Genomic DNA, 21,738 nt, shown 5'->3' on the forward strand with positions numbered 1-21,738 from the left:
GACATCACCGGGGCACACGGTGCCGGAAGGGCTCGACGACGGTCCCGGCGAAGAGGACGTTCGACGGACGGCAGCCACACAGGGTAACCGACGGCGACGGACCGCGATCGGCAGCGGCGCGACCATGGTGGGCACCGTGGCGCCGCGCCCGGCTACCGAGTGGTGTGGCGTGCGAAGTTCCGCCCAGGCCCGCACCTCGGACCGAGCCAGGTCCACCCGCTCGACGGTCGTGGCGCGGAAAACGAACTGCGGGCGGGGACCGACGTGTTGACGGTCCCCGCCCGCAGCGGCCTCACCCTCGTGATCACGGCACGCGGCGGGGCTCGGACGGCGCCGGCCGCCGCGCCCGTCCCGGTTCGGATCGCGGCGCGGAGTTACGGCAGCCCGGCGTGCGGGACGTCGACCCTGGTCGACAGCAGCCGGCCGAGCCGGCTCGACTTGCGTTCGGTCTCATCGAAATTCGGTGCCACGCACAGGAAGAGCGTGCGGCCGTCCGCCCCGCCGAGCGCACAGGCGAACACGCCGTCCTCCCCGGTGCTGATCTCTTCGAGCACGGCACCGCCCTCGGCCACCCGCACCACCCGGTGATGGATGGCGTCGGCGACCCAGAGTGCGCCCTCGGCGTCGAGCGAGTTGCCGTCGGGGCCGATCGCGGAGGCCCCGACGAGGTCGGCGACGACGTCGGTGTCGGGTAGTGGCCCGAAGTCGGCCCAGTCGCGGCGCGGGCCGAGCGTGCCGTCTGGGCGGATGTCGAACGCCGACACGCGGTTGCCGAAGGTCTCGTCCACGATCAGCGTGCCGCCGTCCGGGGTGATGACCGAGCCGTTCGGGAACTTCAGGCCGTCGGCGACCACCGACGCGGCGCCGTCCGGGTCCACCTTGACCAGGGTGGCCGCCTTGAACGCCGCGCCGCCCATCAGGTCGAAGCCGAAGTTGCCAACGTAGGCCCGCCCCTGCGCGTCCACCACCATGTCGTTGATGTGCCCGGTGACCAGGTGCGAGAGGTCGGCGTGCTCGACCAGCTCCCCGGAATGCTCACGCCGCAACAGCTTGCGGTCCTTCATGGACACGATGAGCAGCCGGCCGTCCGGTAGCCAGCCGAGCCCCGACGGCTGCTGTGGCACGGTGGCGACGTCCTCGGTCGTCCCGTCCGGTGTCACCGTGAACACCTTGTGGGTATAGAAGTCCGACACCCACAGCTTCCCGTCGTGCCATCGCGGCCCTTCCAGGTAGGAGTAGCCCTCCACCACGGTGCTGAGAGTCCGTTGCGTCATCTCGGTCACGCCCTTCCGCGCTCGTTCGGACGACAGGTGGCGAGAGTATCCAGCCGCGCGGCGCACGGGAACTGTCCGAATACGCGACATCGACCCCGGCTGCCAACCGCTGTCTCGTATTGGGACGGTTGTGTCTGCCATCACCATGGCATCGTCCTCTCACCGCCGGAGTGCGGAAGGGAGGCGGTAGCGGGCGATGGACGGTCTGATGATGGATCGGCAGCTGTTGATCAAGCGGCTGCTTTGGCGCGGCGAAAGGATTTTCGGCGACAAGCGGGTGGTGTCCCGCACGGCGTCCGGCTATCACGAGTACACCTACACCGAGTTCGGTCACCGGGTCAGGCGGCTGGCCGGGGCGTTGCAGGCTCTGGGGATCGCGCCGGGTGACCGGGTGGCGACCCTGGCCTGGAACACCCATCGGCACCTGGAGTGCTACTTCGCGGTCCCCGGTATGGGCGCGGTGCTGCACACCGCCAACCACCGGCTGTCCGAGGACCAGCTCGCCTACACCATCGACCATGCGGGTGACCGGGCCGTGTTCGTCGACCCCGATCTGGTGCCGCTACTCGAATCCATCGCGGACCGCCTGCCCTCGGTGCGGTGCTACGTGGTGCTCGGCCCGGTTCCCGAGGACACCACCTTGACCCCGGCGTTCTCCTATGAGGACCTGCTGGCCGAGGCCGCCCCGGTGGGGCTGCCCGAGTTCGACGAGAACACCGCGGCCTCGCTGTGCTACACCTCGGGCACCACCGGTGACCCGAAGGGTGTGGTGTACAGCCACCGCAGCATGGTCCTGCACGCGTTGGCGTTGTGCGCCAGGGGATCGGCGGAGATCGCCGAGGAGGACACCTACCTGGTGGTCACCCCGATGTCCCATGTGAACGCCTGGGGCACCCCGTACGCGTGCACCCTGCAGGGCGCGACCCTGGTGCTGCCGGGGATCCATCCGAGCCCCGAGGATCTCCTGCGCACCATCCACGACCGCAGGCCCAGCACCGTGGTCGCGGCGGTCACCGTCGGCACGATGCTCAAGGACGCGCACGAAAGGACGGGCCGGCGCTACCGGCTCGACTCGCTGCGCCGGCTCTGGCTCGGCGGCCAGGCACCACCGGCCGCGCTGACCGAATGGTGGCGGCGGAACAACGACACAGTGGTGGTCAACGGCTGGGGAATGACCGAGACCTCCCCCATCGCCACCTTCGCCGAGAACACGCTTACCCAAGGAAAACCTTTGCCACTGGTGGAAATGCGCATCACCGGCGAAGACGGCCGCGAGCTGCCGTGGGACGGCGAGACCGTCGGCGAGCTCGAAGTGCGCTCCCCCTGGGTCGCCAGGGAGTACTACGACGACCCGCGCACCGTGGACAGCTTCCGGGACGGCTGGCTGCGCACCGGCGACGTGAGCGTGTTCGCACCGGACGGCTCGATGCAGCTCAAGGACCGGTCGAAGGACCTGATCAAGAGCGGCGGTGAGTGGATCTCCTCGGTGGACCTGGAGAACGCGCTGATGGCGCACCCGATGGTCCGCGAGGCGGTGGTGATCGCGATCCCGGACGACACCTGGCTCGAACGCCCCCTCGCCTGTGTCGAGGCGCAGGGCACGGTCACCGCCGAGGAACTGCGGAACCACCTGCGGATCAGGTTCGCCAGGTACTGGGTGCCCGACCACATCGTCTTCGTCCGGCGCATTCCCAAGACATCCGTCGGCAAGTTCGACAAGAAGCGGTTGCGCGCGTGCTACCTCGCCGACGGCCTCGACGGCGTCCGTTCCCTCTGACGTACCAACGGAAGTGATCACCTTGACCACACTCTCGCTGCGCACCCTGCTCGTCGCGGTAACCGAGCTCGACGCCGCGCTGAAGTTCTACACCGAAACCCTTGGCCTACCGGTGAAGTTCCGCGACGGAAACCGGTACGCCGCGCTCGATGCCGGTGGCTGCACCCTCGCGCTGGTCACCGCGGCGGACCATCCCGCCCCGGAACACGGTGTGGTGCCTGCATTCAAGACCGACGACGTGTCGGCCGCGGTGCGCGACCTGGCGGCGCGCGGCGCCGAGGTGCTCGACCCGCCACGCGAGGGGCCGCACGAGGTGCGGGCGCTGCTGCGCGACCCGGCCGGCAATCCGGTCTCCGTGTACGGGCCGCCCGCCGGCGGTCGCTGAAACCCAACTCCCGAAAGAGATCCAGGAGGTTGCAGTAATGAAGTCGATCTTGTTCTACCTGCCAGCCGTTGGCAGCTACTCCCAGATGACCAAGGGCATGGCCGGTATCAACGACCAGAACTACCAGAACATGCTCTACCAGCTGACCAAGCAGTCGCAGCTGGCCGACGACCTCGGGTACTGGGGCGTGGCGTTCACCGAGCACCACTTCCACATCGAGGGCTTCGAGGAATCCAACAACCCGATCCTGCTCGACCTCTACGTCGCCATGCAGACCAAGAACATCAAGGTCGGCCAGATGGCGAACGTGCTGCCGTTCCAGAACCCGATCCGGCTGGCCGAGGACATCGCCATGCTGGACCACATGTCCCGCGGGCGCGCGTTCGTAGGTATCGCCCGCGGCTACCAGAAGCGGTGGGCCGACGTGCTCGGCCAGACCTACCACGTCGGCGCCACCTTCTCGGACAAGTCCGCACGCGACAACGCCAACCGGCAGCGGTTCAACGAGCACTGGGAGCTGCTGAAAAAGCTGTGGACCTCGGACACCGTGAACACCCGCACCGAGCACTGGGAGGTGCCGCCGGCCGGGATCGAGTTCCACCACGACGCGGTGCGCGAGTACGGGCGGGGGCAGGACGAGAACGGCGTCATCACCGAGATCGGCATCGCACCCAAGCCGTTGCAGAAGCCCTACCCGCAGGTGTTCCAGCCGTTCAGCTTCAGCGAGGACTCGTTCCGGTTCGCCGCCCGCGAGGGCATCGTGCCGATCGTGATGAACACCGACGACGAGGTGATCGCCAACCTGCTCGACGTGTACCAGGAGGAGGCGGAGGCCTCCGGGCACGGCCAGCTGAAGCGCGGGCAGCGAGTCGGCATCTTCCGCGACGTGCTCGTCTCGCGCGACGCCGACGAGGCGCACTACTGGGCGCGGCGTGGCAACGGGTTCGTGTTCCCCAAATGGTTCGGCCCGATGGGCTTCGGTGAGGTGCTGCGCCGCAAGGGTGAGCAGGGCACCATCTCGCCCGACTACGAGACGCTCAACGAGCGCGGCTTCGAGTTCGTCGGCACCCCGGACCAGGTGAACCGCCAGGTGGAGAAGCTGGTGGAGCAGCACGACCCCGAGTACCTGCTGCAGTGGCAGTACTCCGGCCCGGTGCCCAACGACGTCCAGATGCGCAGCATGGAGCTGTGGCAGACCGAGATCGCCCCGAACTGGTTGTAGGCCCGCTGACCTGCGCGAACGCGGCCGGAGATCACTCATGGTCCCGGCCGCGTTCGCTTGTATCCAGAGGGTGATCGACCCCACGTGTCCTATATTGGGACAGTCGGTCGGCAACGACACCGTTACATTCCGTTCACCTGTAGGGCGCGATCAATGGCGAGGTGACCTGTGGGACGAATCAGCGAGCCGGCTGCGACCCTGCGCCGCGCGCGGGAGCGAGTGCTCAGCGACGCGGCCAGCCTGACGACGGAACCCGATGAACAGCCGCCCGACCTCGGCGTGCGCGCGGACATCGCTTCCTCGTGGCGCCGCTGCCAGCTGATCGGCGTCGCGGCCAGCAGCGACGATGTCCCCTACAACCCCGAGTTCGACCGCCCGAGCCGCCTGCTGCGGGCCGCGGCGCCGGTGATCGACCGGCTCGCGGAGCAGCTGATGGGCGGTCCGGCCACGATCATCCTGGCCGATTCCGAGGCGCAGATCCTGGACCGGCGGGCCGGTGGCCGGGAGCTGTCCAAGGCGCTGGACAAGGCCATGGTGGCGCCCGGTTTCCGCTACGCCGAGGAGTACACCGGCACCAACGGCATCGGCAGCGCGCTGGAGGAACGCAAGCCGTTCCTGGTCCAGGGCGGCGAGCACTTCCGGGAGAACCTGCAGGAGTTCGCCTGCATCGGGTCGCCGCTGATGCATCCCATCACCGGCGCCGTCGAGGGCGTGCTGGACGTGACCTGCCGCTTCGACGACAGCAACGTGCTGATGAAGCCGCTGGTGCTCTCCGCGGTCCGCGAGATCGAATCCCGCATGTACGCCGACGCGTCGCTGCGGGAACGAATGCTGCTGGAGCACTTCCTGCGGGTCTCCCGCAAGACGACGTCGGCCGTGGTGTCGCTCAACCAGGACTTCATCATCACCAACACCGCGGCGTCGAAACTGCTCGACCCCTCCGACCAGGCGCTGCTGTGGGACTGGACCTCCCGGATGCTGGCCGGCCGCGAGGAGTGCACCGGGGAGGTGCGCCTCGCCCAGGACATCGTGGTGCAGGCCAGGGCGTCGAAGGTCGGCGACGGCAGCCAGCTGGCCGGCGTGCTGGTCGAGATGCGGGTCCGCCCGCCCGGCAAGACGACCCGGCCACGGGCCGCGACGCCCGCCGCTCCCCGGCGGCCCGGCCGCCCCACGACGCCGGTCGGGGACGTGCTGCCCGGCCGTAGCGTGGCCAGCGAGCGGCTGCGCCGGGAGATCGACGCCGTCGTCGAGTCCGACCTGCCGGTGCTGCTCTGCGGCGAGCCGGGGGCCGGGAAGCTGTTCGTCGCGCACCACCTGCATAAGCGGTGGGCCCCGGCCGAACCGTGCACCGTGCTGGACGGGCGGGTCGCCCGCCAGGACCCGGACGCGTGGCTGGAACGGTTCACCGCGCGCAGCACCACACCGGGCACCCTGGTGCTGCGGCACCTGGACGACCTGCCGCCCGAGCTGTGCCCGCGCGTGCTCGGCCGCCTGGAGAGCACCGAGACCGGCCGCGCCCACCTGGTGGCCACCGCGCAGGCCCGCGGCGCGCCCGGCCCGGCCGCGCGGGTGCTCGACCACTTCCCCGCCTCGCTGGTCGTACCACCGCTGCGTTACCGGGTGGAGGACATCGCCGACATCGCCCCGGTGATCATCAAGCGGCGCACCCCGCGCTCGCCCGCCCCGCGGCTGCAGCCGGCCACCCTGCAGACGCTGACCGCGCTGGACTGGCCGGGCAACATCCGCGAGCTGGAGACGGTGCTCACCTCGGCGGTGCTGCGCTCGATGGGCTCGGACATCGCCCAGGCGCACCTGCCGCCGGAGTACCGCTCCTCGCCGACGCGGCACCGGCTCGCCTCGCTGGAACGGGCCGAGCGCGACACCATCCTGCAGGCGCTTGCCGACACCGGCGGCAACAAGCTCGCCGCGGCGGAACGGCTCGGTATCGCGCGCTCGACCCTGTACCGCAAGCTGCGCGCGCTCGGTATCGACGACAACCGCTTCAGCGGCTGACCTCCTCCGCTGTAGCGAAGTAGGACAGCTCCGCGGGTGCGGAACTCTTTACGTTTCACAGCATGCGGAACGTGGAGAAAGCACTCAGCGAGTTACGCAACGGGCTCTTCGTGCTCGTCGTCGATGACGAGAACCGGGAGAACGAAGGCGATCTGATCATCGCCGCGGAACACGTCACGTCCGAGGCGATGGCGTTCATGATCCGGCACACCAGCGGCCTGATCTGTGTTGGCATGGACGCCGAGCGGCTCGACGAGCTGCGTCTGCCACCCATGGTGGCCGCCGCCGACGATCCGCGCGGCACCGCGTTCACCGTGTCGGTCGACCTCAAGGAGGGCACCTCGACCGGGATCTCGGCGGCCGATCGCGCGCTGACCGTGCGGGCGCTCGCGGACCGCACCGTGCCCGCTTCGGCGTTTTCCAGGCCGGGGCACATCTTCCCGTTGCGGGCCCGACCTGGCGGGGTGCTCAAGCGGGCCGGGCACACCGAGTCGGCGTTGGACCTCTGTCGGCTGGCGGGGCTGCGGCCGGCCGGCGCGCTGGCCGAGGTGACCAACGACGACGGCACCATGGCCCGCCTGCCGAGCCTGACCGAATTCGCCGGGCGGCACGGCATCACCATGATCACCGTCGCGGACATCGTGCGGTACCGGCTGCGCACGGAGTCGCTCGTGCGGCGGGTCGCGGCCGGCCGGGTGCCCACCGAGCACGGCGAGTTCACCGCGATCACCTATATGTCCACTGTGGACGATTCAGATCCCGTCGAGCATGTCGCGATCGTACTCGGCGATGTGTCCGATGTGGACGATGTGCTGGTTCGGGTGCACTCCGAATGCCTGACCGGCGATGTGTTCGGCTCCCGGCGGTGCGACTGTGGCGAGCAGCTGCGGGCCGCGATGGCCGAGCTCGCCGCCGCCGGGCGTGGGGTGATCGTGTATCTGCGCGGCCACGAGGGCCGCGGGATCGGGCTGAGCCACAAGCTCCGCGCGTACCAGCTCCAGGACGAGGGCCTGGACACCGTCGACGCGAACCTGGCGCTCGGCCTGCCGGTAGACACCCGCGAGTACGGCATCGGCGCGCAGATCCTGGCCGACCTCGGCGTCACCTCGATCCGGCTGATGACGAACAATCCGGCTAAGTACCAGGGATTGCTCGGGTACGGCATCACGATCACCGAGCGGGTCGGGATCAGGGTGCCGCCGAACGAGCACAACCGCGCGTACCTGAGGACCAAGGCGCACCGGCTGCACCACCTGCTCGACGTCGGCCATGCGGACGAGGCGCAGGCCCTGCACGCACCGGCACCGCTGCAGCGGGACGCGTCATGACCGCCGGGGTGACACAGGACCTGCCGGCGCGTTTCCGCGAGGCGATGGCCTCGTTCCCCAGCGGTGTGACGATCGTGACAACCACGGCCGAGGACGGCACACCGTGGGGCTTCACGGCCACCGCGTTCTGCTCCGTCTCCGCCGATCCCCCACTGGTGCTGGTCTGCCTGGCCAGGACCGCGCAGTGCCACCCGCCGTTCGAACGGGCCAGGTCCTGGGCGATCCACGTGATCCACCCCGGCCACACCGAACTGGCCACCCGGTTCGCCACCAGGGGCGCGGACAAGTTCGGCGGCGGCGAGTTCGTCACCAACCCCAGTGGCCTGCCGGTGCTGCCCGGCGTGCCGGTGCTGCTGGAATGTTCCGAGTACGCCCGCTACGACGGGGGCGACCACACCATCCTCGTCGGGCGGGTACGCGACGTGGAGCTCGGCGCGGAACCACCCGCGCTGTACTTCCGGCGCGGCTTCCATTCCGACTGGCACGAACGGAAAGCAGGGCGATGAAACGCACGAAGCTCTACCTCGGCGGCGAGTGGGTCCAGCCAACCGGCTCCGACGTCCTCGAAGTGGAAAACCCGGCAACCGAGCAGATCATCGGGGTGGTGCCCGCGGCGGGCGCCGCCGACGTCGACCGCGCCGTGCACGCCGCCAGGGACGCCTTCCCCGCCTGGAGCGGGATGTCACCCCGGCAGCGCGCCGAGTACCTCGACCGGCTCTGGCAAGGCCTGCACCGGCGCCGCGACGACATCGCGCGCACCATCACCATGGAGCTCGGCACGCCGCTGAAGGTCGCCACCGCGATCCAGGCCGGGCTGCCGCTGACCGTGCTGCGGGGCTACGCGGACCTCGCGGAGAGCTACGAGTTCACCGAGCGGATCGGCCACTCCCTGATCCTCAAGGAACCCATCGGGGTGGTCGCCGCGATCACCCCGTGGAACTACCCGCTGCACCAGATGATCGCCAAGGTGGCGCCGGCGCTGCTGGCCGGCTGCACCGTGGTGCTCAAGCCCGCCGAGCTCACCCCGTTCGTCGCCTACCTGCTGGCCGACGCCGTGCACGAGGCGGAGCTCCCGGCCGGCGTGTTCAACCTGGTCTGCGGGCCCGGACCGGTGGCCGGTGCCGCGCTGGCCGTGCACCCCGGTGTCGACATGGTGTCGTTCACCGGGTCCACCGAGGTCGGCAAGCGGATCTCCGTGCTGGCCGCCGAGAACGTCAAGAAGGTCGCGCTCGAACTCGGCGGCAAGTCCGCCAACGTGATCCTCGACGACGCCGACCTCACCGCGGCGGTGAAGGTCGGGGTTGGCAACGCCCTGCTCAACGCCGGGCAGACCTGCATGGCCTGGACCAGGATGCTGGTGCCGCACAGCCGGTACGAGCAGGCACTAGAGCTGGCCGCCGCGGCGGCCGGAAAGTACCCCGTCGGCAACCCGATGCTGGAGGGCACGCGGCTGGGGCCGCTGTCCTCGGCGCGCCAGCGCTCCTCGGTCCTCGCGCATATCGAAACCGGCCTGTCCCAGGGGGCACGGCTGGTCGCCGGCGGCGACGAGGTGCCGCCGCACGGCCACTACGTCCCCGCCACGGTGCTGGCCGACGTCAAACCCGACGACGTGGTGGCGCAGGAGGAGATCTTCGGCCCGGTGCTCGCGGTCATCCCGTTCGGCGACGACGATGAGGCGGTGAGCATCGCGAACAACTCGCGCTACGGGCTGTCCGGGGCGGTGTGGTCCGGCGACGAGGAACGCGCGCTGGCGGTGGCCCACCGGTTGCAGACCGGTTCGGTGGACATCAACGGCGCCGCGTTCAACCCCCAGGCGCCGTTCGGGGGCTACAAGCAGTCCGGTATCGGGCGCGAACTCGGGCGTTACGGCCTCGAAGAGTTCTTGCAGACCAAGGCGATCCAGCGATGAGCACGGGAGTGACGTGGTGATGGTGAAGGCATTGGTGGCCCGCGGGGCCGGCACCGACCTGGCGGTCGAGGACGTCGAGCTGCCCGAGCCGGGGCCGGGCGAGGTCCGGGTCAAGGTGCGCGCCGCGGGCGTCTGCCACTCGGACCTGTCGATGATCAACGGGACGGTGACACCCGAGTTCCCCCTGATCCTCGGGCACGAGGCGGCCGGCGTGGTCAGCGCGACCGGACCGGGCGTGACCCGGGTCGCCAATGGCGACCACGTGGTGGTCAACTGGTCGCCTGCCTGCCGGCAGTGCTGGTTCTGCCAGGCCGGCGAGCCGTGGCTGTGTGTGACCGCGGAGGGCGTGGCCTGCCGGCCACGGGGCACCCTCGCCGACGGTACCCAGGCCAACGTCACGCTAGGCGTCGGCGCGCTGGCCGAGGAGATCGTGGTCGGCGAGCAGGCGGTGATCACGCTGCCCCCGCGGCTCCCGGTGGCCGAGGCCGCGCTGATCGGCTGCGCCGTGCTCACCGGGGTCGGCGCGGTGCGCAACACCGCCGGCGTGCGGCCCGGCGAGTCGGTTGCGGTGCTCGGCCTCGGCGGGGTCGGGCTGTCCACGGTGGCCGGCGCGCGGCTGGCCGGCGCCGACCCGATCATCGCCGTGGACCTGTCGCCGGAGAAGGAGGAGCTGGCGCGCGCCGCCGGCGCCACCGAATTCCTGCTCTCCGACAAGGCCCTGCCGAAGGCGATCAGGTCGCTGACCGGGGGCCGGGGGGCCGACCACGCCTTCGAATGCGTCGGTCGGGCCGCCACCATCCGGGCGGCCTGGCAGAGCACCCGTCGCGGCGGCAACTGCATCGTGGTCGGGATGGGTGCCAGGGACGACGCGGTGTCCTTCTCCGCGCTGGAAATCTTCCACTTCGCCCGGACCCTGACCTCCTCGGTCTACGGCTCGGCCGACCCCGACCGCGATGTGCCGCTGATCGCCGCCGCCGCGCTGGACGGCTCGCTCGACCTTGGCGCGCTGGTGACCCACCGGATCTCGCTGGCGGACGTGCCCGCGGCCTTCGACCGGATGCGTCGTGGCGAGGGCGCACGATCCCTGGTTCTCTTCGACTGACCGAACCCATCACTGCAGGAGCGACCGAATGAGCGCAAGCACCCCGAACCCCCACGACTTCCTCGACCTCGACGACGAGCTCAGCGGCGAGGAACGCGACATCCGCGACGCCGTGCGCGCGTTCGCGGCCGAGCAGCTGACCCCGTACGTGGCCGACTGGTACGAGACGGGGTCGCTGCCGGCCGCCGAGCTCGCCAAGGGCTTCGGTGGCCTGGGGCTGCTCGGCATGCACCTGGAGGGCTACGGCTGCGCGGGCACCAGCGCGGTGGCCTACGGCATCGCGTGCCGCGAGCTGGAGGCGGTCGACTCCGGGCTGCGCAGCTTCGTGTCGGTGCAGGGTTCGCTCGCGATGTTCGCGATCCACCGGTGGGGGTCGGAGGAGCAGCGCCGGGAGTGGCTGCCGAGGATGGCGGCCGGGCAGGCGCTGGGCTGCTTCGGGCTGACCGAGCCCGACGCCGGCAGCGACCCGGGCAGCATGCGCACGCACGCGGTGCGCGACGGCGCGGACTGGGTGCTCAACGGCACCAAGATGTGGATCACCAACGGCACCGTCGCGGACGTGGCCGTAGTGTGGGCACGCACCGACGAGGGCATCCGCGGGTTCGTGGTGCCCACCGACACGCCAGGGTTCACCGCCAACGAGGTCAAGCACAAGCTCTCGCTGCGCGCGTCGCTGACCGCGGAGCTGGTGCTCGACGGTGTCCGGCTCCCGGCCGACGCCGCGTTCCCCGAGGTCCGCGGCCTGCGCGGCCCGCTGTCCTGCCTGAACGAGGCGCGCTACGGGATCCTGTTCGGCGTGGTCGGCGCGGCCCGCTCCTGCTACCAGGCAACGCTGAACCGCGAACAGTTCGGCAAGTCCCTCGCCGGTTTCCAGCTCACTCAGCGCAAGCTCGCCGACCTGGTGGTCGAGGTCAACCGGGCCGGGCTGGTCGCGCTGCGCATCGGCCGGCTCAAGGACGCCGGGAAGCTGCACCACAACAGGTGAGCTTCGGCAAGCTCGCCAACGTGCGGGCGGCCCTGGATGTGGCGCGGACCGCCCGCTCGATGCTCGGTGCCAACGGCATCTCGCTGGAGTACCCGGTGATGCGGCACATGGCGAACCTGGAGACGGTGCTGACCTACGAGGGCACCGAGGAGATGCACGCGCTCTCCATCGGCCAGGCGGTCACCGGCCTGTCCGCCTTCCGCTGAGCCCGCGTCGGCGCCGCTCGGCCACGGACGATCAGCTCGCCCAGCACCCCCACCCGTACCCGAAACGCGGACACGTGCGCGCAGAACGCCGACACGCGGTCACCGGGCGCGGACACGGGTGCGGGTCACCAGTCCTCCTGGCCGAACAGGGTGGCGCCGCCGGTGGCGAAGTTCGCCAGGTCGGCGGCCGCCGCCTCGCCCTCCGGCGAGGCCAGCGCGGCCTGCATGACCTCCTTGGTGGCAAAGGAGAGCTCCGCGACGAGGTAGTACGGCGGCGGGGTCCTGTCGAGCGAGTCGCACCGGCCGACCACGAACTTCTGGATGCCGGGCACCCGCTCCGCCAGACCCCGATGCACCGTGCGGTAGTACTCGTCGAAGGCGGTGGGGTCGGCCGGGTGTCCATAACAGATGGTGAGCCGGTACATGGGTGACCTTTCGCTGAGCTGCGACGGAATCATCTGACGCTAACCGAATTCACCCCGCCGGCCGATCCGGATCGCGCGCCGGTTGTGCCGAAAACGCGGCCATTTCCAGCTCAACCATCGAGGGACAGCGTGTGCGAGGGCGCCACCCCGTACTTCTTCCGGTAGGCGGCCGCGAACCGGCCGAGGTGGGTGAACCCCCACCGGTGCGCGACATCGGCGACCGTGCGGCCCTCCTCCGCCGCCCGGCCGAGGTCCTCGTGGGCGCGCCGCAGCCGCACCTCACGCAGGTACGTCATCGGCGACATACCGACGTACTGCCGGAAACCCTCCTGCAGCCGCCGCACGCTGCTGCCAACGGTCGCGGCCAGGTCGATCACCGACCACGGCTCGTCCGGCCGGCTCTCCAGCACGTCGATGGCACGCCGGACCGCTTTCGGTCGAGCCGGCGGCGGCGCCGCGGCCAGCTCGGCGTGGTAGTCGTGGCTGGTCGCCAGCAGGAAACCGGCGGTGAGCGCGCTGCACAGCTGGCCGGCAACCAGCCGGTGGCGCAGCAGCGCGTCGGTGTCCCCGAGTTGCGCGACGAGGGCGCGGACCAGGCGGAGCCAGCTCAGCCCGGTGCCGCGGCTGACATCCAGGCTCGGCGCCAGCCGCAGCGGCAGCCGGGCGGGATGCTGCAGCAGACGTTCCAGCTCGGTCTCCAGATAGGTCCGCTCGAACTTGATGCCGAACTGCGCGCAGTCCGCGCTCCACCTGGTGATCGAGGTTCGTCCCACCGGCAGGTACACCGTCGCGCGGCCGGGTCCGGAGGCGACCTCCTCCCGCCCGCAGACGGACTCGACCTGGCCGGACGTCGGGATGTTCACCTCGTAGCCGATGCCGAGCTCGCCGCACTCCAGGCGCACGTCCGCGCCGTAGCGCAGGCGCCCGATGGTGAGCGGACCCATGGTGACGGTGCGGATGTCCATGTCCAGCGACCGCGCGCCGGGTAGCCCGCTGAGTCGGTGCGGGAAGTACGCGGCGCTGGCCGCCGCGCACGCCTCGTCCCAGCTGGTCGTCCGCAGCACGGTCTCGGCCGGGTGGATCGGCGAACCGCTTGCGGGACCGGGCATTTCGCTCACCACCGACAGGACGTCGACCGACCGGGAACCTGGGGAAGTTCCTTTTCGTGACGGTCCAGCGTAGATCGGGCCAGGCGCCGGCGCACGCCTGCCGTTCGGCACCGCCGAACGAACGGCGACTACAGATCGAGCACCAACCTTTCGCCGCGGCACCTCGATACGCAGATCATCATGCACGAGTTCTCCCGCTGTTCTGCGGCGGTGAGCACATGGTCGCGGTGGTCGGCCTCGCCTTCCAGGATGGCCGTCTCGCAACTGCCGCAGATGCCGTCCCGGCAGTCGTGCAGCACGTCGGCCCCCGCGTCGAGCACCTTCGCCAGCACACTTTCACCTGGCTGGACGAGCACGGTCTTCCCGGTCGAGGCGAGGACCACCTCGAACGGGTGGTCGCCGGCGGAGTCAACGTCATCGGTCTCGGGCGCTCTGAACAGCTCGTACCGGAGGACTTCCTCGTCGCAGCGCGCACGCACCGCATCGATGAGACCCCCCGGCCCGCAGCAGTACACCTTCGTGCCGGGTTTGAGGTCACCCAGCAGGGCATCGAGGTCAGGCAGTCCCAGCCGATCCTGCGGTACCACGGTCACCTGGCCCGGATAGGCCTCGAGCTCGTCGAGGAACGCCATCGAGTCCAGGCTGCGACCGCCGTAGAGCAGCGCCCAGCTGAGGCCGGCGCGCTGCACCTCGGCGATCATCGGCAGGATCGGCGTGATCCCGATGCCGCCGGCCACGAACTGGTAGAACTCGGCCTCCTCCAGCCGGAAGTTGTTACGCGGCCCGCGAATTCTCAGCTCGTCACCGGCATGAACCCGCTCGTGCAGGTAGCGGGAGCCGCCCCGCCCGTCCCGCTCGAACAACACCGCGATGCGGTAGCGGGTGCGGTCACTGGTCGCGCCACACAGCGAGTACTGCCGGACGAGCGGCCCCGGCAGGACGACGTCGAGATGGGCCCCCGGCTGCCATTCCGGCAGGAGGCCGCCATCGGGGTCGACGAGGGTGAGCGCGATGACGCCATCGGCCACGGCGGTCACCGCGCTCACCCGCATCGTGCGTTCGATGCTGTTCACGATCCGTTCCCTGCCGTCATCACCAGACAACGCGAAGCGATTCCAGGCCACGGAAGAAGTAGCTGGCGATGTAGGTCGGCCGGTAGTCCGGAGCCAGGTCGATCTGGGGCAGCCGCCGCGTCAGCGTCTCCAGCGCGACGCGAACCTCCGTCCTGGCCAGGTTGTTACCGGGACACTGGTGGATGCCGTTGCCGAACGCCAGGTGTTCCCGCACGTTGGCGCGATCCGGGTCGACCGCGTCCGGATCGGGGAACTTGCGCTCGTCCCGGTTGCCCGATCCGAACAGCAGCAGCAGCGCCGATCCGGCGGGCAGCGTCACCCCGCCCAGCTCGGTCTCCCTCGTAGTGACCCGCATCAGGCCCCGGTGCGGCGCGTCGCGGCGCAGCGTCTCCTCGACCAGGCGCGGGATGGCCTTCGGGTCCTGGCAGGCCCGGTCCCAGTGCTCGCGGTGCTGCAGCATGAGCAGGATCGCGCTGGTGACGGTGTCCCTGGTGGTGTCGTACCCGGCCACCCGCAGACCGCGGAAGACGTACTGGATGTCCGCGTAGCTCATCGGCGGGAACGCATCCCCGTTGCCGTGCACCATGTCGGAGATGAAGTCCTCACGCGGGTGCTTCTTGCGGTCCTCGATGAGTTCGGCGATGTACTTCTCGTACTCGACCAGCCTGCGCGCGGCCTCGATCTTCCCCGGCGTCGGGGCGAGCGGGTTCCACAGGAGCACGTAGTCGTTGGTCCAGCTCTGCACCTTCGCGACGTCCTCGTCCGGGATGCCGAACACAGCGCTGACGATGGCCTGCACGAACGGGTCGCTGTACTGCGCCAGCAGGTCGGCGCTGCGGTCCGGCTCGAAGGCATCGATGAGTTCGTTGGCGCGCTTGGTCATCAGCGGCAACACGGCGCGGATGCGCCGGCCGGAGAACGCGTGGTCGAGGACCTTGCGCAACGGCAGGTGCTTCGGCTCGTCCTCGTTGACGATGGTCGATCCCTCGGCGACGCAGCCCGCCAGCTCGCGCACCACCTCTGGCGGGTTGTCCCAGATCGAGGGCAGCGCGTTCTTCGACGAATACGTGTCCGGATCGTGCACCATGGTCATCAGATCGTCGTACCGGGTGACCATCCACGCGCCGAGGGTCTCGCTGTAGCACACCGGTTGTTCCGCGCGCGCCCATTCGTAGAACAGGTGCGGGTCCTCCCGGTGCGGCGAGGTCATCGGGTTGAAGTCGGGCGCCCCGCCCGCGGTCGCGGTTGCCGTGCTCTCGTGGACGTCCACTTTCTGGTCCTCCTTGACCAATCGCGTGCGTCTGATGTGGACAACGCTATGTGTCCGCGAACACATCGGTCGATCCGCGCCGCGCGCCCGGTATCCGCATTACGCGACGGATTTCCCCCGCCTCGTCGGCGGGGAGGTGGCGGCAGGTTCGCCACCGCGGTTCCGGCTGTTCAGCCCGGTCATAGGGGTTCTTGCCGCGTTCGGTGATGCTCCGGGTGTCGACGCCAGGGGAGGCCGCGCTCCGGCGTGCTGGAGAAACCCGATGCCGACGGGAACGCGCTCGCCGCTGCTGTGCTTGCCGTGGGTCGAGCATGACGACGAACCGGTGCCGGTCGGAGCGGTGCTCGGCGTGAGGCGCGCGGGCCCGGTCTCCCCGAGACGCTGGTCCGCCTTCGTTTTCCGGCGGGCGAAGCGACGATCTACGCCACACCCGGTACGGCGTTCACGCTCTGGTACGGGCAAATTGTGGGCGAGGGAGTGGCCGAGCGGGTCGTCGATGACGTGGCCGAGTCCGAACTCGTGACGAAGACCGACCGGCGACGTTGGGCTAGCGCTGTGCGAAGCCGCGGCCGTCGGCCACGGGACGCGCCGGAACGCGGTCGCAGAACGCGGACATGCGCGCACAGAACGCTGACGCACGGTCGCAGAACGCGGACACGTGCACGAAACGCGGGCACGCGCGCGCAGGACGCGAACACGTGCACGTCAGGATTCCGAGCGGACGCGGGAGAGCGCGGCGGACAGTTTCCGGCTCGCCTTGAGCACGTTGGCGACCACGGCGTCCCGGCGCCCGGCGAGGACGCGCTGGGTGGGCCCGGCGATGGAGATCGCCGCGACGGACTGCATCGTCGTGCGGCGCTGGCACCAGCACCGGCGCGGCCACCGAGGACAGCCCGACCTCGAACTCCTCCTCCGAGCAGGACCAGCCGCGTTCCCTGACCTCGCCGAGCGTCGCGCGGTACGTACCTGGCCGGGTCGACGATCGTGTAGGGCGTTCGCCGTTCGAGGCCGGCGTTGAGCACGGCCTGGGCGACGAACGGGTTGAACGCGGCGATCGCCTTGCCGGAGCTCGACGAGTGCCCCGGCACGCGGCGGTAGGTCTCGGTGTGGAAGCGCAGGCCGTGGGTGCCCTCTAGCCGGTCGACGTAGAGCACCTCGGCCCCGAGCGGGATACGGAGCTGGACCGTCTCGCTGACCCTGTCCCGAAGGTCCGCCAGGATCGGCAGCGCCATTTCCTTGAGCAGCAAGCGATCCGCGGCGAGCTGGCCGTACTCGAACAGGCGCAGGCCGAGCCGGTACCGCCCGTTCGTCCGCCGCTCCAGCAGCCCGCCGGACGCGAGCGTGGCCAGCATCCGGCTCGCCGTGCTCTTGGCGATGCCCAGCTGCCGCGCGATCTCCGAGGCCCCGTTCTCGCTGACGCTGGTGAAGCACTCCAGGACGTCCATGGCGATGGAGACCGACCGCAGCGGCCCGTCCGCCCCACAGGGCCGTTCGGGCGGCGCCGGTGCCTGCCCGTTCACGACCGCTCGGCGATGCTGTTCCACGCGACGAGTACAGCCGCCGGCCCGGCCGGTGTCCAGTCCCGCGATCACAATCCGGACATTATTTACGCAATCCGGTTAGCGGTCCAGCACGAGCCGCTGGCCGCGGGCACGCGAAACGCAGACCATCATCGTGCCGCCCTCCCTGCGTTCCTTCTCGGTGAGCACGTAGTCCCGGTGCTCGGCCTCGCCGTCGAGCACCTCAGTCTCGCAGCTGCCGCAGATCCCGTCCCGGCAGTCGTTCGGCACGTCGACGCCCTCGTCGAGCAGCGCTTCCAGGATCGAACGGTCCGGCGCGACCCGGACGGTCCTGCCGCTGCGCGCCAGCTCGACCTCGATGACCCCGCCGGGCGGCGCCTCGGCCGCCTGCTCCGGCGCGGCGAACCGCTCCACCCGCAGCCGCTCCGCCGGGCAGCGCTGCTGCACCGCGTCGATCAGCGGCGCCGGGCCGCAGCAGTAGACCAGGGTGTCCTCGCCGGCCGCTCCGAGCGCGGCGTCCAGGTCGAGCAACCCGCACTCGTCCTGCGGCGCGAGCGTGACGCACTCGCCGTAACGCCGCAGGTCGGCGGTGAACGCCATGCTGGCGCGGTGGCGGCCGCCGTAGAGCAGCCGCCACCGCGCCCCGGCCCGTTCGGCGGCCGCAACCATCGGGACGATCGGGGTGACCCCGATGCCGCCCGCGATGAACAGGTACCCGGCCGCCGGCTCCAGCCGGAAATGGTTGCGCGGGCCGCGCACCTCCACGAGCTGCCCCGGACGAAGCGTCTCGTGCACATACTCCGAGCCGCCCCGGCTCCGCGGTTCCCGCAGCACCGCGACGCGATAGCTCGCGCGGTCGGCCGGGTCACCGCACAGCGAATACTGGCGAACCAGGCCGTCGGCGAACTCCAGGTCCAGGTGGGCGCCCGGTTCCCAGGGCGGCAGCTGCTCACCCGCGGGTGCCGCAGGACGATCGACAGCACCCCCTCGGCCTCCCAGGTCATCGTGTGCACGAGCAGTCGGCTCATCGTTTGCCCTGGAACGCGTACTTACTGGCGAACGCAGCCGGGTTCCAGCCGGCCGGTGCCTGCTCCTTCACCCGCACGGTGACCGGGCGGGACTGCACGATGCACACCGGGTCCCCGGCGCGACGGTGCCGGTGGATGACCCACTCCACGTCGACCGGGTACCCGTACTGCCGCTCGATGCGGCACACCGCCTCGGCGATCGCCGTGACCTCCTCCTCGTCCAGGACCCGCGCCTCCCGCAGCCGCTCCGGCATCTCGGTCTCCACCACCCGGCCGACCTCGAAGTCGAAGGCCGACACCACGTTCTTGCTGCCGATGTCGTAACGCAGCACCCGCAGGTCGGCCTTGCCCACCTCGGCGCGGTCCGGGGTGACCAGGCCCTGCACGATGGCCTCGCCCCACCCCCACGAGCCCTCGATCACGACGCGGTCGGCCTTGCCGGAGACCGGGTGCACGGAGAACGCGACGCCGGACGCGCGCGCCTGGATCAGCTCCAGTACCCCGACGGCCATCGGCATGTCGTGGTGCGAGATGCCCTTCTCGTGCCGGTACCGCAGGGCCCGAGCGGTGAACAGGCTGCCCCAGCACTGCCGGACCGCGTCGAGCACCCGCTGCGCCCCGGAGATGCCGAGGTAGGTGTCGAAGATGCCGGCGAAGCTCGCCTGCGAACCGTCCTCACCGGTGGCCGAGCTGCGCACCGCCACCGGCGCGTTCACGTCCGCGCACTGCGCGCACAGGTCCTCGTAGGCCGCGGTGACCGCCGCGGCCAGTGCCGGCGTCATCGGCGCGCTCTCGAAGGCGCGGCGGATCTCCGCCGAGGCCGTCTCGACCTCGGCCTCCGACGGTGCCGCCGGCAGCTCGTTGAGCACACCGTCGACGACCACGTCGAGGCCGGACTCCGCGCAGTGCTCGCGGTAGGCCTGCACGCCGAGCACGAAACCGCGCGGCACCGCGACCCCGGCCGCCAGCATCTCCACCAGCCGGCCGATCTTCGAACCGCCGACCGCCAGTGCGTTCGTCGAGGTGAGCTCGGTCAGCGCCACGACGGAGTTCGTCACGATCCCACCTCCGCGGGCTTGGCCTGCGCGTCCGCCTTCCGGAACACCGTGACGGTGCCGTTGGTGCCGTCGACCTCGATCTCGTCGCCGTCGGAGATGGCGACCGTGGCCAGCCCGACGGCGGTCACCGTCGGCACACCGTACTCGCGGCCGACGATCGCGGCGTGGGACAGCGTGCCGCCGCCGCACACGCAGGCCGCGATCTTCGCGAAGGCCGGCGTCCAGTTCGGTGATGTCGACTCGCAGACCAGCACCTCGCCCGGCTGGACCCGGTGCAGCTCGTCGGCGTTGGACAGCACGCGGGCGATGCCCCGCGCGACGCCCTTCGCGGCGGGCACCCCGGTCAGCGTGGTCACCTCGCCATCGGAGCCGGCGGCCTGCACGGCACGCAGGAAGTGCTGGTTGAGGCCGAAGATCTCGATCAGGATCGGGTCGGTGACCGCCTCCGGCACGGTGCCGAGCACCTTGGGCATGCTCGCTGGGCCTGCAAGCAGATCTCCGAGGCGGTCGGCGCGGACGCCGCCGACGACACGATCTTCCTGTTCTGGCCGGAGCTGCTCCAGGTGGCCGAGGGCGAGCGCAAGTACGACGAGTTCCGCGGCATCGTCGAGGCAAGGCGGCAGTACTTCGACCACTGGTACGAGCGCCGGGGGCACGACACCAAGATCATGGAGACCGACCGGGCGCTCGGCGAGCTGAGCCGGCAGGCCCGCCTCGCCGGGCTCGAAGGGGTGTTCGCCGCCAACGACGCCGGCCAGGTGCGGTCCGCCGTCGCCGCGCAGGGCGGCGCCGCCTCAGCATGGCTGACCAAGTTCGATGACTTCCTGCAGGTCTACGGCTGGCGCACGGAGGGCTCGTGCGACATCGCGCTGCCGTCCTGGATGGAGGACCCCACGCCGGCCCCTCGGCATGATCAAGACGTTCCTGCAGAAGGACGAAGACCACGAACGTCCAGCGGGTACCAACCGCCGCCGAAGGGAGCGTCATGTCCGGGAATCCCGCTCCAGCCAAGGATCCCTCGCCCTCGTTGTGGTCGCGGTGGAACCCCGCCGAGCTCGTCGGCGTCCGGCTGATCCGGCACGGGGAGACCCAGACCTACACCGCCGACCGTGGCCTGACCGAGCGTGGCCGGGAGCAGGCGCTGGCCAAGGGCCCGGCGCTGGCCGCCGGGCTCACGCCGGGCACCGTGGTGCGGCTGCCGCACGCGCCGACCAACCGGGCCGAGGAGACCGCGCTGGGGGTGCGGGAAGGCCTGCTGCGCCGCCTTCGCGACACCTGGGGAATGGCTTTCCACCAAGGTTCAGGCACCACGCTCACCCACCGGCGCGAGCGTCAGCAGTCCGCAGCCGTACGCCTTCGACGGGCCAATGCCGGCAAGCAGTTTCTCCCGCAACAACTCCGGATCGGTGATCGCGAGACGTCCTTCGAATGTCACCGCGGTGAGCATAACCCTCCCGGCCCTCTCGATTCTTACGGAAACGTTGCACATTCCGCGCGGCGATCCGCAGGTCCAGGGCCGGCTGGCCACCGTCGTCGAATCCCGGCGCTGCCACATCGCGTCGCGCCTCGGGAACCGAGAAACCCCACTTGCTCGTTCGCCGCACGAACCAATCGAGCTGGTGAGCCGCGGTCCGGTGACTCAGCCGAAAACCGCGCCGGTTTCCCGCTTCCTGCCTCGCTTGCTGAGCGGCGGTGAGCTTGTTCGGTGTCATCGTGTTCTCGACGGGGTGCGCGGTGAGCCGGAACGCGAATTCGCGGCCGATCGCCAGATGAGGAAAGAGCGTGCCGTAGTCACGAATCACGAAATGCTCGCCGCCGGCATGTGGCCAGCCCGCTTGCTCGACGACATGGAACCAGTCGGGCTTGGTTTCGGTGAGCACAAGCAGGTCGGGCCGGCGGGCATCGGCGATATCCATTCGCCACAACGTGCGCTCACCGGTCGGGGGTCCGGGGATTGCCTGCGCCACCATCCCATGGACCAGCTGCGGGTCGCACATCATGGCGCGCCCCTTCTCGCGCAACGGGTTGATGCGGATCTTCGAGAGAAATGGCAT

The 21,738-nt window shown here is 70.3% G+C and carries 18 protein-coding genes and 3 pseudogenes; 11 read left to right on the forward strand and 10 right to left on the reverse strand.

Going from position 1 to position 21,738, the window contains the following annotated elements; translation table 11 throughout:
• Positions 1–374: 374 nt before the first annotated feature.
• The gene (locus BA062_RS25630) at positions 375–1,274 is read right to left on the reverse strand and encodes an SMP-30/gluconolactonase/LRE family protein (protein ID WP_110341536.1); all 900 of its coding nucleotides are present in this window, start codon (positions 1,272–1,274) and stop codon (positions 375–377) included.
• Positions 1,275–1,482: 208 nt separating this feature from the next.
• On the opposite strand from BA062_RS25630, the gene BA062_RS25635 reads away from it, so the two are divergent.
• From BA062_RS25635 to BA062_RS25675, 9 genes and pseudogenes are all read left to right on the forward strand, one after another.
• Positions 1,483–3,051, forward strand: a complete 1,569-nt coding sequence (locus BA062_RS25635; RefSeq protein WP_245960003.1) for a long-chain fatty acid--CoA ligase — start codon at positions 1,483–1,485, stop codon at positions 3,049–3,051.
• Positions 3,052–3,073: 22 nt separating this feature from the next.
• Positions 3,074–3,436, forward strand: coding sequence for a VOC family protein (locus BA062_RS25640; RefSeq protein WP_245960004.1), 363 nt, complete (start codon positions 3,074–3,076; stop codon positions 3,434–3,436).
• A gap of 37 nt (positions 3,437–3,473) precedes the next feature.
• On the forward strand, positions 3,474–4,658 hold the full coding sequence (locus tag BA062_RS25645) for an LLM class flavin-dependent oxidoreductase (RefSeq protein ID WP_110341089.1): 1,185 nt from the start codon (positions 3,474–3,476) through the stop codon (positions 4,656–4,658).
• Between the two features lie 168 nt (positions 4,659–4,826).
• Entirely contained in the window at positions 4,827–6,671 is a 1,845-nt protein-coding gene (locus BA062_RS25650; protein WP_210406994.1) for a sigma-54-dependent Fis family transcriptional regulator, read from the forward strand.
• A gap of 62 nt (positions 6,672–6,733) precedes the next feature.
• The gene (locus BA062_RS25655) at positions 6,734–7,999 is read left to right on the forward strand and encodes a bifunctional 3,4-dihydroxy-2-butanone-4-phosphate synthase/GTP cyclohydrolase II (RefSeq protein ID WP_110341091.1); all 1,266 of its coding nucleotides are present in this window, start codon (positions 6,734–6,736) and stop codon (positions 7,997–7,999) included.
• Positions 7,996–8,505 (forward strand): flavin reductase family protein, encoded by a 510-nt coding sequence (locus BA062_RS25660; RefSeq protein ID WP_110341093.1) that lies wholly within the window; start codon positions 7,996–7,998, stop codon positions 8,503–8,505. The genes BA062_RS25655 and BA062_RS25660 overlap by 4 nt, the downstream gene beginning before the upstream one ends.
• Entirely contained in the window at positions 8,502–9,908 is a 1,407-nt protein-coding gene (locus BA062_RS25665) for an aldehyde dehydrogenase family protein (protein WP_110341095.1), read from the forward strand. The genes BA062_RS25660 and BA062_RS25665 overlap by 4 nt, the downstream gene beginning before the upstream one ends.
• Positions 9,909–9,927: 19 nt before the next feature.
• Positions 9,928–11,010 carry a Zn-dependent alcohol dehydrogenase gene (locus tag BA062_RS25670; RefSeq protein WP_110341540.1) on the forward strand — a complete coding sequence of 361 codons (1,083 nt, stop codon included), beginning with the start codon at positions 9,928–9,930 and terminating at the stop codon, positions 11,008–11,010.
• Between the two features lie 28 nt (positions 11,011–11,038).
• A pseudogene (locus tag BA062_RS25675) lies at positions 11,039–12,201 on the forward strand (acyl-CoA dehydrogenase family protein).
• Between the two features lie 125 nt (positions 12,202–12,326).
• Here the strand turns inward: BA062_RS25675 and BA062_RS25680 are convergent.
• The 8 genes from BA062_RS25680 to BA062_RS25715 all read right to left on the reverse strand — a co-directional run bounded on the left by BA062_RS25680 (position 12,327) and on the right by BA062_RS25715 (position 20,136).
• The gene (locus BA062_RS25680) at positions 12,327–12,626 is read right to left on the reverse strand and encodes an EthD family reductase (RefSeq protein WP_110341097.1); all 300 of its coding nucleotides are present in this window, start codon (positions 12,624–12,626) and stop codon (positions 12,327–12,329) included.
• Between the two features lie 110 nt (positions 12,627–12,736).
• Positions 12,737–13,735 carry an AraC family transcriptional regulator gene (locus tag BA062_RS25685; protein ID WP_110341099.1) on the reverse strand — a complete coding sequence of 333 codons (999 nt, stop codon included), beginning with the start codon at positions 13,733–13,735 and terminating at the stop codon, positions 12,737–12,739.
• A gap of 128 nt (positions 13,736–13,863) precedes the next feature.
• Positions 13,864–14,808, reverse strand: coding sequence for a PDR/VanB family oxidoreductase (locus BA062_RS25690; protein ID WP_342768956.1), 945 nt, complete (start codon positions 14,806–14,808; stop codon positions 13,864–13,866).
• Between the two features lie 19 nt (positions 14,809–14,827).
• Positions 14,828–16,078 (reverse strand): cytochrome P450, encoded by a 1,251-nt coding sequence (locus BA062_RS25695; RefSeq protein WP_245960005.1) that lies wholly within the window; start codon positions 16,076–16,078, stop codon positions 14,828–14,830.
• Between the two features lie 419 nt (positions 16,079–16,497).
• Complete coding sequence (locus BA062_RS25700) at positions 16,498–17,670, reverse strand: IclR family transcriptional regulator (RefSeq protein ID WP_146240071.1); 1,173 nt, start codon at positions 17,668–17,670, stop codon at positions 16,498–16,500.
• Between the two features lie 27 nt (positions 17,671–17,697).
• Positions 17,698–18,432 carry a PDR/VanB family oxidoreductase gene (locus BA062_RS25705; RefSeq protein ID WP_391353792.1) on the reverse strand — a complete coding sequence of 245 codons (735 nt, stop codon included), beginning with the start codon at positions 18,430–18,432 and terminating at the stop codon, positions 17,698–17,700.
• A gap of 190 nt (positions 18,433–18,622) precedes the next feature.
• A complete protein-coding gene (locus BA062_RS25710) occupies positions 18,623–19,684 on the reverse strand; it encodes a PEP/pyruvate-binding domain-containing protein (RefSeq protein WP_245960006.1) in 1,062 nt (353 codons plus the stop codon).
• On the reverse strand, positions 19,681–20,136 hold the full coding sequence (locus BA062_RS25715) for a PEP-utilizing enzyme (RefSeq protein WP_245960007.1): 456 nt from the start codon (positions 20,134–20,136) through the stop codon (positions 19,681–19,683). Before BA062_RS25715 ends, BA062_RS25710 begins: the two co-directional genes overlap by 4 nt.
• On the opposite strand from BA062_RS25715, the gene BA062_RS25720 reads away from it, so the two are divergent.
• Together BA062_RS25720 and BA062_RS41380 are read left to right on the forward strand one after the other, a co-directional pair.
• Positions 20,080–20,757, forward strand: coding sequence for a hypothetical protein (locus BA062_RS25720; RefSeq protein ID WP_168214094.1), 678 nt, complete (start codon positions 20,080–20,082; stop codon positions 20,755–20,757). The genes BA062_RS25715 and BA062_RS25720 overlap by 57 nt on opposite strands.
• Positions 20,670–20,876: pseudogene (locus tag BA062_RS41380) on the forward strand (hypothetical protein); the annotation flags it as partial. The gene BA062_RS25720 and the pseudogene BA062_RS41380, both read left to right, overlap by 88 nt.
• Positions 20,877–20,984: 108 nt before the next feature.
• Here BA062_RS41380 and cas6e read toward each other — a convergent pair.
• Positions 20,985–21,738, reverse strand: a pseudogene (cas6e, locus tag BA062_RS40280) (type I-E CRISPR-associated protein Cas6/Cse3/CasE).

The organism is Prauserella flavalba (assembly GCF_003202235.1).
GTDB lineage: Bacteria > Actinomycetota > Actinomycetes > Mycobacteriales > Pseudonocardiaceae > Prauserella_A > Prauserella_A flavalba.

Bases quoted from the DNA above. Each gene is read 5' to 3' on its own strand.
- BA062_RS25630 (WP_110341536.1), bottom strand. From the start codon at position 1,274: ATGACGCAACGGACTCTCAGCACCGTGGTGGAGGGCTACTCCTACCTG.
- BA062_RS25635 (WP_245960003.1), top strand. From the start codon at position 1,483: ATGATGGATCGGCAGCTGTTGATCAAGCGGCTGCTTTGGCGCGGCGAA.
- BA062_RS25645 (WP_110341089.1), top strand. From the start codon at position 3,474: ATGAAGTCGATCTTGTTCTACCTGCCAGCCGTTGGCAGCTACTCCCAG.
- BA062_RS25655 (WP_110341091.1), top strand. From the start codon at position 6,734: ATGCGGAACGTGGAGAAAGCACTCAGCGAGTTACGCAACGGGCTCTTC.
- BA062_RS25660 (WP_110341093.1), top strand. From the start codon at position 7,996: ATGACCGCCGGGGTGACACAGGACCTGCCGGCGCGTTTCCGCGAGGCG.
- BA062_RS25665 (WP_110341095.1), top strand. From the start codon at position 8,502: ATGAAACGCACGAAGCTCTACCTCGGCGGCGAGTGGGTCCAGCCAACC.
- BA062_RS25670 (WP_110341540.1), top strand. From the start codon at position 9,928: ATGGTGAAGGCATTGGTGGCCCGCGGGGCCGGCACCGACCTGGCGGTC.
- BA062_RS25680 (WP_110341097.1), bottom strand. From the start codon at position 12,626: ATGTACCGGCTCACCATCTGTTATGGACACCCGGCCGACCCCACCGCC.
- BA062_RS25685 (WP_110341099.1), bottom strand. From the start codon at position 13,735: ATGCCCGGTCCCGCAAGCGGTTCGCCGATCCACCCGGCCGAGACCGTG.